General features: G+C 62.5%; 19 protein-coding genes and 1 pseudogene. 8 read left to right on the top strand and 12 right to left on the bottom strand.

Annotated elements, in window-relative coordinates; genetic code table 11:
- Positions 1-154: 154 nt before the first annotated feature.
- The 11 genes from BN2503_RS17715 to BN2503_RS19685 all read right to left on the bottom strand — a co-directional run bounded on the left by BN2503_RS17715 (position 155) and on the right by BN2503_RS19685 (position 6615).
- Complete coding sequence (locus BN2503_RS17715) at positions 155-802, bottom strand: hypothetical protein (protein ID WP_054257937.1); 648 nt, start codon at positions 800-802, stop codon at positions 155-157.
- A 68-nt stretch (positions 803-870) separates the two neighbouring features.
- Positions 871-1401, bottom strand: coding sequence for a hypothetical protein (locus BN2503_RS17720; protein WP_139235556.1), 531 nt, complete (start codon positions 1399-1401; stop codon positions 871-873).
- A gap of 99 nt (positions 1402-1500) precedes the next feature.
- Positions 1501-1689: a hypothetical protein gene (locus tag BN2503_RS17725; RefSeq protein ID WP_054257939.1), complete on the bottom strand. Its 189-nt coding sequence runs from the start codon at positions 1687-1689 to the stop codon at positions 1501-1503.
- Positions 1664-3514 carry a toprim domain-containing protein gene (locus BN2503_RS17730; protein ID WP_054257940.1) on the bottom strand — a complete coding sequence of 617 codons (1851 nt, stop codon included), beginning with the start codon at positions 3512-3514 and terminating at the stop codon, positions 1664-1666. Before BN2503_RS17730 ends, BN2503_RS17725 begins: the two co-directional genes overlap by 26 nt.
- Positions 3511-4458: a helix-turn-helix domain-containing protein gene (locus tag BN2503_RS17735; protein WP_054257941.1), complete on the bottom strand. Its 948-nt coding sequence runs from the start codon at positions 4456-4458 to the stop codon at positions 3511-3513. The genes BN2503_RS17730 and BN2503_RS17735 overlap by 4 nt, the downstream gene beginning before the upstream one ends.
- Positions 4455-5099 (bottom strand): hypothetical protein, encoded by a 645-nt coding sequence (locus BN2503_RS17740; protein WP_158447371.1) that lies wholly within the window; start codon positions 5097-5099, stop codon positions 4455-4457. Before BN2503_RS17740 ends, BN2503_RS17735 begins: the two co-directional genes overlap by 4 nt.
- A complete protein-coding gene (locus BN2503_RS17745; RefSeq protein WP_054257943.1) occupies positions 5096-5392 on the bottom strand; it encodes a hypothetical protein in 297 nt (98 codons plus the stop codon). The genes BN2503_RS17740 and BN2503_RS17745 overlap by 4 nt, the downstream gene beginning before the upstream one ends.
- Entirely contained in the window at positions 5389-5520 is a 132-nt protein-coding gene (locus BN2503_RS21270; RefSeq protein WP_267887079.1) for a hypothetical protein, read from the bottom strand. Before BN2503_RS21270 ends, BN2503_RS17745 begins: the two co-directional genes overlap by 4 nt.
- Positions 5517-5903, bottom strand: a complete 387-nt coding sequence (locus tag BN2503_RS17750; protein ID WP_054257944.1) for a hypothetical protein — start codon at positions 5901-5903, stop codon at positions 5517-5519. The genes BN2503_RS21270 and BN2503_RS17750 overlap by 4 nt, the downstream gene beginning before the upstream one ends.
- A gap of 24 nt (positions 5904-5927) precedes the next feature.
- The gene (locus BN2503_RS17755) at positions 5928-6311 is read right to left on the bottom strand and encodes a hypothetical protein (RefSeq protein ID WP_139235555.1); all 384 of its coding nucleotides are present in this window, start codon (positions 6309-6311) and stop codon (positions 5928-5930) included.
- The gene (locus BN2503_RS19685) at positions 6304-6615 is read right to left on the bottom strand and encodes a transcriptional regulator (protein WP_082366665.1); all 312 of its coding nucleotides are present in this window, start codon (positions 6613-6615) and stop codon (positions 6304-6306) included. Before BN2503_RS19685 ends, BN2503_RS17755 begins: the two co-directional genes overlap by 8 nt.
- Before the next feature lie 15 nt (positions 6616-6630).
- On the opposite strand from BN2503_RS19685, the gene BN2503_RS17760 reads away from it, so the two are divergent.
- The 5 genes from BN2503_RS17760 to BN2503_RS17770 all read left to right on the top strand — a co-directional run bounded on the left by BN2503_RS17760 (position 6631) and on the right by BN2503_RS17770 (position 9458).
- Positions 6631-7284 (top strand): LexA family protein, encoded by a 654-nt coding sequence (locus BN2503_RS17760; RefSeq protein WP_074930457.1) that lies wholly within the window; start codon positions 6631-6633, stop codon positions 7282-7284.
- On the top strand, positions 7277-7681 hold the full coding sequence (locus BN2503_RS21400) for a nucleotidyltransferase family protein (RefSeq protein WP_074930455.1): 405 nt from the start codon (positions 7277-7279) through the stop codon (positions 7679-7681). The genes BN2503_RS17760 and BN2503_RS21400 overlap by 8 nt, the downstream gene beginning before the upstream one ends.
- Positions 7682-8018: 337 nt before the next feature.
- Positions 8019-8495: a hypothetical protein gene (locus tag BN2503_RS17765; protein ID WP_054257946.1), complete on the top strand. Its 477-nt coding sequence runs from the start codon at positions 8019-8021 to the stop codon at positions 8493-8495.
- Positions 8492-8650, top strand: a complete 159-nt coding sequence (locus tag BN2503_RS20765; protein ID WP_175537980.1) for a hypothetical protein — start codon at positions 8492-8494, stop codon at positions 8648-8650. Before BN2503_RS17765 ends, BN2503_RS20765 begins: the two co-directional genes overlap by 4 nt.
- Positions 8651-8717: 67 nt before the next feature.
- Entirely contained in the window at positions 8718-9458 is a 741-nt protein-coding gene (locus BN2503_RS17770; protein WP_054257947.1) for a LysM peptidoglycan-binding domain-containing protein, read from the top strand.
- Positions 9459-9541: 83 nt separating this feature from the next.
- On the opposite strand, the gene BN2503_RS17775 is transcribed toward BN2503_RS17770, so the two are convergent.
- On the bottom strand, positions 9542-9970 hold the full coding sequence (locus BN2503_RS17775) for an Arc family DNA-binding protein (RefSeq protein WP_054257948.1): 429 nt from the start codon (positions 9968-9970) through the stop codon (positions 9542-9544).
- A gap of 103 nt (positions 9971-10073) precedes the next feature.
- Here BN2503_RS17775 and BN2503_RS19695 point away from each other — a divergent pair, with 103 nt between their 5' ends.
- The 3 genes and pseudogenes from BN2503_RS19695 to BN2503_RS20270 form a co-directional block, all read left to right on the top strand.
- On the top strand, positions 10074-10235 hold the full coding sequence (locus BN2503_RS19695) for a toxin-antitoxin system HicB family antitoxin (RefSeq protein ID WP_082366666.1): 162 nt from the start codon (positions 10074-10076) through the stop codon (positions 10233-10235).
- Positions 10232-10921 (top strand): antA/AntB antirepressor family protein, encoded by a 690-nt coding sequence (locus BN2503_RS17780; RefSeq protein ID WP_054257949.1) that lies wholly within the window; start codon positions 10232-10234, stop codon positions 10919-10921. The genes BN2503_RS19695 and BN2503_RS17780 overlap by 4 nt, the downstream gene beginning before the upstream one ends.
- Before the next feature lie 423 nt (positions 10922-11344).
- Positions 11345-11515 (top strand): annotated as a pseudogene (locus BN2503_RS20270) (IS5/IS1182 family transposase); the annotation flags it as partial.

The following is an 11515-nucleotide window of genomic DNA, read 5'->3' on the forward strand; positions in this document are numbered from 1 at the left end:
CGTCCGCAGGGCGTCAAATGGGCGTGCCGCTGGCTCATAACGCCGGAATTTGCCGGCGAATCGAGCTGCCATCGTCGCTTCGATCCGCATCGCGAAACTCAACGTGCCTCAGTCAGCTCGGACACGCAGGCGGACTGGGTTTTGCAGACCTTCCTTAGCGGTTGGCTGCGCGGGCGCGGGCATTCAGCAGCCGCTCCAGAAAGTCCTTGTCGCCTTCCCCGCCAGCGTCGGGGTGGGCGTCGATGCCAAAGGCTTCGCGCTCCAGCGACACCAGGATGCGCAGCGCCTCCGCCAGTGCCTTCATGGTCTTGGTGCGCTCGGGCAGGCTGATCACCGCCTGATAGATGTCGTTGAGCTTGTCCTGGCCCTTGTCGTCCGGGCAGCGCAGGATCTCGCCCAGCTCCTGCAGCTCGGGCACCTGGTCCGTCTGCTTTTCCAGCTCGGTCAGCAGCCTCATGCACAGCGCACGGGAGCGCTTGATGTCGGCACGCTGGGCCAGCCTCACGCCCTTCTGGATGTTCGCCTCGACCTCGATCTGGCGGCTCTCGGTCAGTCGCTGGTCTTCTCGTACCTGGGTTCGTACCTCGGCTTTTCGTACCAGCTCATCTGCCTTGGCGCGTACCTTGGCGTTGAGGTCACGCACCCAGCCGTCACGCTTGGCTCGCTTGCGGATGGCGCCCTCGGTGATGCCATGCTCCTGGGCGATGGCAGTGACAGCGCGTACCCCCACTCGGTAGTCGCGCTCGATTGCCTCCCAGTTGGGAGAGGCTTTGTCTTGGGTGGAATGGCCTTCGGTAGACATTCCCGGCAGGATGCCGGGAAGTGGTACGAAGTACGAACCCTACAGGGAGGTGCTGGTCGTACTCGTCTTCATGTGCCCGCCTTCAGCTGGCGCATCGACTGTTTGAGGTTGGCATTCTCATGCCGCACCTCGTCAAGCTCCATTTGGAACATCCGCATCTTCTCGGTCAGCGAGATGCGCACAGCGTCCCCAGCGAGGTAACTTCCAATGACGGCAGCTTCCTGCGGGGTCACCGCCAAGGCCGCAGTATCCCCCACCTCGATCAAGCGCCAGCCATCGGCCAGGGTGGACAGCGAGACGCCCCGCGCTGCAGGGAAGGATTCCTCAAGCTCGTAGATCCCCCTGACGCACTTACTCCCGCCAAAGGCGTGAATGCGCCGGGCATCTTTGAGCGTCTTGAGCGCATCCTTCAACCGCTGCCGAGAGATATCCTGCATTTGGTCGTAGATGGCATCCACGGTGAAGGTCCGTCCATCCCCCTGTGCAGCAATGACCTTGGCCACGGCAAGAACTCGGTCCGCCAGGCGTTCCATCCTGTCTTGCGGTGGTATCAAAGCCAGCTCCGTGGCAGGGCGTGTCGGTGTTTCAACTTCATTCATCGGTGCATCCTCCATTGCCACAGCTTCTGATCCCTAAGATTGGCCCAGCCGAGCGCCATGGCATAACCCCATACCGGAGTGTTCTGGACATGTGAGCTGTCATTGGTAGTTCTCCTGAAAATGCTGAATCAGGTCGGCGCGCAGGTGAGGCGGCGTGGCCAAGCAGTCAGCCTTCATGGCCTGCCGCGCCTCGGGCCCGTCACCCCAGTGCTCGCAGGCGCGCTTCGCTGCCGTGAGCAGGTCGCGCAGCGAAGGGAATTGCTCAGAGGGTTGGGGCAAGGCCGACATCACGGTCCTCCTGGCTGAATGGCACAAGGCTCAGCGGTTGCTGCCGGATGCTGGAGCGGTACTGCATGGTCTCCTTGTTGAACCAGAGGTTCTGCGTGTATTCCTGCACCATGCCGTTGCGCTGTTTTTTCAGGATCAGCTTCGCGTCGGGCTTTTTGCGCTGCTCCTCGTAGCGGGCCACGGCATCGGGTTCGCTGCTGTTCGGTGGGGCCTCGTCCTTCTTGGCCTTCCACACGCTGAACATGTTGTCGGCGCCGTCGGAAATCTTGCCGCTGCCGGCCACGTCCAGCTTGCCCGGCTCCTTGGACTCGTCGGCCGCCTTGCGTGGGTGCGCCACCAGGTGGATGTGCGTGCGCGTGCGCCGCGAGAACGCCACGATCTTCTGGATGGCCTGTTTCTGCAGGCTGATGGCGCCGGGGCCATCCTCGGGCACGTCCAGCATCATCAGGCTGTCGATGACGAAGTGGCCGGCGCCATAGCGGCGCGCCGCGTACTCGAAGACCTCCAGCAGGCGGTCCAGCTTGGCCGTGCCCACCAGGTTGAAGATCCAGGCCTTTTCCTTGAGCCACATCTTGACGACCTCGGCATAGGCACGCGTCGGCCTGGGCGTGCCGGTGGCCTGCAGCAGCATGCGCTGCACCTGCCGCGGGGGCGGCATCTCGCCCGAGAAGATCACGACGCCCTCCCCTTGCGCCATCAGGCCCAGCATCACCTGGGAAATCAGCCCGCTTTTGCCGTGCCCGTTGATGCCGCTCCACAGGGTGTATTCGGCCGGGCGGAACTCGAACCAGTCGAATTGCTGGTCCAGAGCCAGGCGTGGATGGGGCGACCGGCCTCCAGGCGGGTTGATCAGATCCATCGCCTGATCCACGAATGTGTCCGCGCCGCACAGCTCCTCGGGGTCGAGCGGCGCCGAGCGCTGGATCAGGTAATCGAAGTCGGCGTGCTCTGCGCCGGTCATCAGCAACTCGTTGGCGTCCTTAATCGGCGCCTCGAAGCGGACGCGCCGGCAGCGCTCGGGCCCCAGGCGGGTGATGATCTCGCGCGCGCCCTTCTCGCCGGGCTCGTCACAGTCGAAGAAGACGAGGATGTCGCTGAAGCGCTCCAGGCGCTCCCAGTCGTTCTCGATCCACTGGTGGTTGCCAGCGCCCTGGTTCACCGACAGCGCGGTGACCCCAACCTGGTGCAAAGACATCGCGTCGATCTCGCCCTCGGTGATAGCGACGGTGCGTGCCTTCGGGTCGATCAGGTGCCAGCCGAACAGGCAAGGCATGGCCTCTTTTTCCTGGCGCATGTCCCGCTTGTCGTCGATGTTGCGGTACTTGCCGTTGATGTACTCGCCGCTCTCGCTCAGGTAGGGAAAGACGGCATACACCCTCTCCCCGCGCACCTGTTCCACCACCTTGAAGGCCTCGATGGTCTGGTCGGTCAGGCCTCGGCTTTTCAGCCACTGCAGCGCCCGGCCCTGCCCTGTCACGGCGAGCTTGCCGCGCGGCTTCTCGGGCGTGCGGTAGGCCTTCGCTTCGCGGTGAGGCATGGCCTCCACCACGCCCAGGTAGGCCTTGGCGTCGTCGATGGCTTCGGCCAGCGAGCCGCCGCGCACGGCCACCCACAGGTCCAGCAGATCGCCCCCCTGATCCGCCGCGAAGTCCTTCCACACGCCCGCCTTGGCGCCGCTGATGCACACCGACAGGCTTTCGCCTTCGTCGCCGTGCACATTGCCGGCCTTCCACTCGTGGCCACGGCGCTTGCCGCCGGGCAGCAGGTAGGCGGCCACGCCCTCGGCATCCGCCGCCAGGCGCTGGGATAGCTCTTTCGCGTTCAAGTCGGAACCTCCTCAGCGATGCGCCGGCGGTCGCGGAACTGGGCGAAGTTGGTCCAGTAGCAGCCGAAGTTGGCCGCCTCCTCCACGCACTCGAAGCCGGCCTGCTCCCACCAGCCATGCGGAACGCTCGCGGCCTGTGCAGCAAGGCTGCCGTGCGGGTGTGAGGTGCCGCTGCCCTGCTGGCTCGCCGCCACCGGCCCGAACTCGTCGGTCCAGCGCTCCTGGTTGAGCCAAGTCGCCGGGTTCGGCACGAACCGCCCTCCATCCTTCGCCCACTGCGGCAGCATGCGGTGCTGTGCCAGCGCGGCCATCACCACCTCGCGCAGCGCCTGGTCCACGTGCAGACGCTTCCTTACCCAGGAGCTCGCCGCTACGGCCTTCGCCGTTTTTTTCGGGAAGCGATCCCAAAATTCGGCAAAGCCATCGGGCAGCTCGGCGCTCGACCGCTTGGCGCGCGTTGTGGGGGTTATTGAGGGTTCAATTGAGGGTTCTTGGGGGTTAGTGTGCGGCATCTGCACCGGTTGGTGCGGCATTTGCACCGGTACCGGTGCGGCATCTGCACTGGTTGGTGCGGCATCTGCACCGGTGCGGCTGCTGCACTGGTGCGGCATTTGCACCGGTACCGGTGCGGCATCTGCACTGGTTGTCTGCCGGGCCTGGGTCCGCGGCGAGCGGTCCTGGGAAGGTGCAAAAAGTGTGGGGGTGACGCGATAGCGGGTGTGCCTCCCGTTGGATCGGTCCGCCACGATGACGCAGCTGCGTTCCAGCCACTTGATGGCATCGATGACGGCACGCTTGGAAGCACAGGTGCGCTCGCTGAGGTGTTGGATGGACGGCCAGCAGTGGCCATCGTCATCCGCCTGGTCGGCCATCGAAATCAGCACTGCTTTCGCCGTCAAGGGCATCTGCAGCGGCCAGCACTGGTTGAGGATGGGATTGCTCATGCTTCAACAACACTTTCGACTCGGCCCAGCGCTGCTGCCTGGGCCCACTGCTGCAACTTTTCGAACTCCCCCGGGTAGATCTCCTCGGGGTAGTCGTCTTCGTTCTCCACAACCGGGTACACCGTGGCGTCCCAGCCGCCCTGAAGCCGCCACGGCCACAGCAGCTGGTGCAATGGCACCGAGCCGTAGTCGTGTAGGCCGTCCTTTGCCTCGCGGTAGAACCGGACTCGGCGCTTGCCAGGCCGTCCAGCCAGCTCGGCCACCATGCAAGAGCGGCCCTCGGAGGTGAAGCGATGGGTCGGCCCGCTGATCTGCGGAGCCTCCTGGAATAGGTCTGGCACCGATGCGAGGCACTGCGCGAGGCGTTGGCGGTCGAACTCGTACTGGGGCGCCTCGCCTGGCACGCCGCCGTGGGCGTTGGCCAGTACGCGCAGCACGCCGTCCTGGGTCAGCGCGTGCACGTGCTTGCGTGCCTGGACCTTGGACAGGCCGGCAGCGGCAGCGATCTGAGCCATCGTCATGGCGACAGGTGCACCAGCTGCTGCGTCGCTCGCTTGCGCCAGCACCGTGGCGACCCGCCGGCGCCCGGCAGGTGCGATGGCTGCAGCCTGTATCAGGGGAACAAGAGGTTTGCTCGTCATCCCGCCCCCCTGCGCAGCCGCGCGAGCACGTCGAACGTCAGCTGCGCTGCAGCGAATTCCATGCTGCCTTCCTGCTGCTTTTGCGCATACCCTTGCGCGAGCTCGAGCTGCTTGAGCAGTAGCGGCACGCTGCTGGGGTCGAGCCGGCAACCTTGCATCATCTCGTCCTGCGGGTGCGCGAACGCGATGGCCACGGCGCCGCTGGCCGAGGGATAGACCCCGAGGAGCAGCGTGGGCTGATCCACGACCATCCAGCCGTTGTCCCGCAGCTCTTGCCAAGTAGGAGTGGTCATCGAGCCTCCGGCGCTTGGTCATAGTCGGCCAGCCATTCCGCCTGTTCCAGCTGCTGACGCAAACGTGCTGCTTCAGCCTCAGTCGCTGCGAGCTTGCGGCGCAGCTCTTCAATTGCGGTATCACTCATGCCACCGCCCGGATGCCACCGCGGGCCTTGAGTTGCTCCATCGCACGCATGGCTCGGTTCATCGTGTCGGCCGCGTTGTTGATGGCTTCCATTAGTTTTACGGCTTCGTCCTCCGGCGCCTTGCGGTCAGGGCGCGCGTGCAGCGTCTCGTCGCAGGCGTGGTACAGAGGGTCGTAGCTCTCGCAGAACGCCATCAGCCGAAGGACCTGTCCGAACGTGAGGCGCTGATCGCCCGACGGGTTGCAGCACGCCTTCAGGCGCGCGTAGGCGCTTTCCACTTTCATGTCGGGAAACATGAATGCCGCCACGTCCTTGAATGGCTTTCCGCTATTGCCAATCGCCGTGGTGATGGCATCGAACTCGTCGTCATAGAAGAGTTTCATAGAGGCTCCCATAATTTTTAGGGGTCAGAAGGGGTGCACTTTCAAAGGAAAAAAAGACGATCCAGTCATCGCTGATTCGCAGCACAACTGGACCGACGACATGAACACATCACGCCCTACCCCCTTCACCCACCCGGCCGCACCGGTGCCCTTCCACAGCAGCTCGCGCACCGCGATCAGCGAGAACACATTGCCCACCGGCGAGCGCGTCCGCGTGATGGAGACCAGCAGGTTGGAAATGACGTGGCGCGCTGGAGAATTGGTGCTGCGGTGCCAAGCCTCGCGGGTCATGCTGCCGACCGCGGGCCAGGCGCGGCGCACGCGGGGCGCTCTGTGATGGAGGGCATGCTGGCAGTGACCAGTAGCGCGGCGCTGGATGGCATCGAGGGAGACAATGGACTCAGCCATGGCTCGCCTCCCCTGCCTTGGACTGAGCGGCAAGTTCGGGCCAAATTTTTTCCCAGTCGTCGGGGCGAAGGTCGCAGCGCGTGACGGCGCCAGCAGTGGCGCGCTCAATAGCGACGCAGTGAATTGCTTCGGGTGTTGTGCCCCGTGCGCGCCAGTTGCTGATGACGGACGGAGAAACACCCAGAGCAGCGGCAAGCTTTCCGACGCCGCCAAGGTTTTCTATAGCAGCATCAAGGCGTTTTGGTGAGTTTACATTTTTCACGATCGTGATATTAAATGCATCACCATCGTGGGTCAATCCCATGCGAGCATCACAACTGTGAATACCATTGCAGAACGACTAAAACAAGCCCGCGAAGAGGCCGGCTTGACGCAGCCAGCGCTAGCAAAGAAAGCGAACGTCTCTCAAGGGACCATCGGCAACATCGAATCCGGTCTGCGCAAGCGCCCGCGCGATCTGCTGGCGATAGCTGAGGCACTCAATGTCAGCCCGAAGTGGCTGGAAACAGGTGACGTACCAAAGGCTTTGCCAACAAAAAGTGTGGCCAACGTCGAACCCGGCCCCGAAATTCGCGGCAGAGTCCCCTTGATCTCATGGGTACAGGCGGGCGCCTGGTGCCACGCTGCAGACCCACACCCACCCGGCCAGGTCGACCGCTGGATGGACTGTCCCGTCAGCCACAGCCCAAGTTCCTTCGCGCTGCGCGTGCGCGGTGACTCCATGACCGCCCCCCATGGGCACGGCAAAAGCTACCCCGAGGGCTCTTACATCTTTGTTGACCCCGAACGTCGCACGCCGGTCAACGGCGACCGCGTGGTGGCCTGCCTCTCTGGAACGGACGAGGTGACATTCAAGGTCTATAAAAACGAAGATGGCCGCCAATGGCTCCAGCCGCTGAACCCGGCTCACGAACCCATCCGTGACAACTTTCACATCATCGGTATTGTTTTGGGCAAGTGGGAAGATGGATGATTCAAGAGACAAACTGAGAAAAGCATTTGCATACCTGATTGCCATCTGGGCCCAATCCACCCCAGAAATCAAGCGTGCATGGGTTTTCGGCAGCTATGCATACGGACGCCCTCGACCCGATAGCGACTTGGATGTCGCAATCGAAATACTGCCACGCGCCATCGATCACTGGGGACTCTTTACCTTTTGGATGCGCCACGGTGATCGACTGCAAGCCGACCTACGCCATCAGTTTGCTGACATATTCCCACGCCTAGAAGTCAACGTAGAGTTGTACCATCGGTACTGGGGAAAGGTGGCCTACGCTGCCATCGTTCACGAGCAGATACCACCCGCCTATAGGCGGCCACGATCTCGGGGTCTGCCGCGTACTGCGGCGGCAACGCACCATCCTTGAGCCGAACAGTGAAGGAATGCACCCAGCCACAGCGCTCCACGCGGACGCCGATCCTGGTCTCCTGATCAAAGACTCTGACACAAACCTTCACATCACCCGCATTTGCGGGTTTTTTTTCGTCTACATGGATGGCATGCATACGGCAAGTGTAACGCTTTCAAACACGAACGTGTTGACATAAAAATTCACATTCGTGATAATAGATCCATCGCAGCACACAAACCGCGAGACACCCCAGGCCAGGCGATACGTGGCCTAAGCAGACAGGAAGCAGCAGGCGGGGTTAGCTCCTGAAGGGGCGTAGCGGGTGGTGTGCTGGTTAACCGATGGAGTGACCATGCAACCCACAGAGCCCGCCGCCTTCCTCGAAGCGGCACCTAAACAGCACGCGCGCCGCTGTGCCATGGCGAAGAACGCCATCGAAAGCAAACGCTGGCCCGCCGCAGCCTGCAACCTGCGCACCGCCGCAACCCTAGCCCAGGAATGGGCCAACCGCGCCCGCGACTTGGCTGACTGGTGCGATGCCCAGGCCGAGAGTGGCCGCGCCTATTCCACCGTTCCAGTCACGCTGGAGCCTGGTGCCCCTGCCACGATCCTGGAGTCGCAGGGCCAGCCCACCGTCGAAGCACTCGAAGCCGGCTTGATGACCTTGGCCCACGCGCTGGGCCGGGATCATGCGGTGCGCGTGCGCCGCGCCATGAACGGCATCCTGGCCACTGCGAACTCTGTCGCAGCAATTCCCCTTCCCGCCGAAGCTGCCTTGATCGGTGCCCACCTGGATAGCGCCAGCCTTGAGCACGGTGATCCGGCATGAGCACGATCACCAGCTTCATCAATCTGGCCGCCATGCGCCGCCGCGCCGGTGGCGGCCTGGCTCAGTCCATGGCCTGGGCCTTCGGCTTGCTGTGGCGCAGTCATCAATCCGCCCGCCGCCGACGCAATCAGAAGACCAACGCGCCGCACGCCTGAATTTGAGGACCAAATTTCTAAAGCGCTTTGCATAGTGCCCGCGTGGCATCCACGAGAGACTGAACCCATGAAACACGAACCCCCCTTCAAACCGCATCCCACCAAGCCGGGCGAGTACCTTTGCAACTTGGCGGGCTCTGTCCTGATCGCTGGCGATGCTGCCTACGGTGATCCAGCCGAAACCACGCCGGAGGGGCAGGCCGTATCGCGCGCCTTCATCGAACGCTTCCTGAGAGAGGCCACCGCCCACGGCTTCAAGCAGGCCGGCACGCTGCATGCGCTGCTGCGCCGCAACCAGTCCAGTGCACGAATGATCAACCTCGCCACGGATGCCATGAACTGCATTCCCAAGGAGCTGCGTGCACGCATCATCGAAGAGCAGTTCAACGCCAGGCTCGTGCCCATGGAAGAGGCGCCCGCGCCCGACTATCCCGCCGACGTATTGCGCCCCGGCCCTGATGGAGTCGATCCGCGCTTCTGGGCCGCCGGCCACGCCATCGAGCGAGTCCGCGCCGAGCATGGAGAAGAGGCCATCCATCGCCCGGAATACGGCCGCCTGTTCGCCGAACTGCACCGCTATGCGCCGCCAGCTCTCAAGAAAAAGATGAGCGACAAGGCGCGGGAACTGGGCTTGATCCCGCAGACAACCCATGTCGATGAGCACGGCCGCCCGGTGTACTCGCTGGAGCAGATCGCGGCAACGCTCGGGACCACGGTTGAAGAGCTGCAGCGGCTGAACGCACTCCATGCGGACGAGATCCAGGCCATGGGCGGGCTCTACACCGGCCCGGTGCATCCGCTGCAGTGAGGCAGGCCATGGAGATTTCCACCATGACCAACGCACTCAGTTCTGAGTTGGTTGACCCAATCAGATTTGAAATCCAGATGGGGTCAGGGCTTGGGCTTTTGATTTTGCGGCAGGTTCTTTGCCCAACCTGGCCCGAGAAGTCGGTTCACTTGTTCCAATGCCCCAGCCAAGCGCTCAATGTACTCCGTGAGCGGCTCCGCAGCCGCCTTGGCAAGCTTCGTTTCATCTTCAGTCTCTTTGATCGCCTGAGCCATCTTGATGATGGAGTCCTCCATGGGAGCCATGACCTCCGGATGGTTGTGCCTGAGTACAACGAAATCGGCAAGTGCTCGCAGCAAAACCAAGTTCCCGCGCAAAAGCTTGTTGGTGCTCTCTTGCTCAAACGTGCTCGACAGGCGTTCGATCAACTCCGCATTGAAGCTTCGTCCTGCTTTATCCGCCGCTTCGTGGATGTCCTTGTGCAGATCGGGCGGCACGCGCAGCGCTGTGCGGATGTAGTCGTCTTGGGCCATGGCGGGGATTCTACGCGGCGGCTTCAAAATGGCATTGACACCAAAATGAAGCCGATCTACATTAATTGCACGGCTTCATTTTGAAGCCAAAGAAGACAAGAGCATGAACACCCAGCAGCCCCATGGCGTGACGTTCACCCTTCGTGTTCCCGGCCCGCTTCAGGAAAAGGCCAAGGCGCTTGCGAAGTCGGAGCACCTGAGCTTGAACAGCCTGATCGTTCGTTTGATTGAGCGCGAAATCACGCAGAAAGGACAGCAGCAGTGACCGTCAACATCTCCATCCGCGAGCGCCAGATCGAAGGCGAGCTCATCAAGACCTGCGATGGCCGTGAACTGCAGGCAGAGTTGGGCGTGACCAAGGACTACACCAACTGGGCCAAGGCCCAGATCAAGCGTGCGCGTCTGGTCGAGAACCAGGACTATGTGAAGCTCGCCCAAAAGGGCGAGCTTTCGGCAACCGGACAGACTCGTCACGAGTACCACTTCGCCATCGACGCCGCCAAGCACATCGCCATGATGAGCGGCACCGAACGCGGCTCCGAGGTGCGCGAATACTTCCTCGCCTGCGAGCGTCAGGCCAAGGCTGCGCCCCCTGTCAAAGACCCGCAGATCGCCGCGATGATTTTCACGTTGACGCGTATCGACGCGATGGAGCAGGAGCAAAAGCGCCAAGCCGAAGAACTTGCCCGCATCGCGGAGAACGTGGCTGTGATCGAAGCCCGCACCCAGCCCGAGAACAAGCACTTCACCGTTATGGGATACGCAAATCTCGTCGGTATACCCATGGACACCAAGACTGCCGCCACGCTGGGCCGCCGCTGTGCAGCCCTTTCGCGCCAGCGCGGCCTCATCATCGGCGATGTGAGTGATCCGCGCTTTGGCAACGTCCACAGTTACCACGAGTCAGTGCTGCTGGAGGTGTTGCCCGGCACGCTCAAGAAAGCAGCGTAGACAGGAGCCACTTTTCCTTGAAAAGCTTCGAAAAGCGGTGCTTTTCGCCCCAATTTTTTTGGACTGAATCGATACGATTGACCACATGAACACAGCAACAGCACCGCCAGAAAAACAAAGGGCCGGCACATAGCCAGCCCGATGCCCGAGGCCAAGAAGCAGGTGAGAGCGCTTCATGGCTTCTAGATCCACCCAATTTCCAAGGAATCAGATCATGTCTGAGGTTACCACTCGTCCCGCAACGCGCGCAACCAAGGCCCCTGCACGCCAGAAGACTGCGCCCTCTACCATCCCCATCAGCGCGCCATCGAAACGGACTGTCAGCGAGGCCAGTTGCGCCGCCGCCGAAGCACTCACCTACGGGAACTTCTCAAAACCCATCCGCTCTCTTCCTGACCCGAGAAGCCTGACCCGCCCCTTGCCATGATCACGCCCCGTAGCGCCCTGAAGTTCGATCTGTTCGCCGAGGCCTCGCGCCAGCACAAGAGAGACGAGGTGGGCGATCCGCTGCAGGTGATCGCGCGGCACATCGACTTCGCAGCCCTGGCCGGGCTGGTGGATGCCTTGATCGAGCGCGGCGATGGCCGCAAGGGC

It is taken from the genome of Paenacidovorax caeni, from assembly GCF_001298675.1.
GTDB lineage: Bacteria > Pseudomonadota > Gammaproteobacteria > Burkholderiales > Burkholderiaceae_C > Paenacidovorax > Paenacidovorax caeni.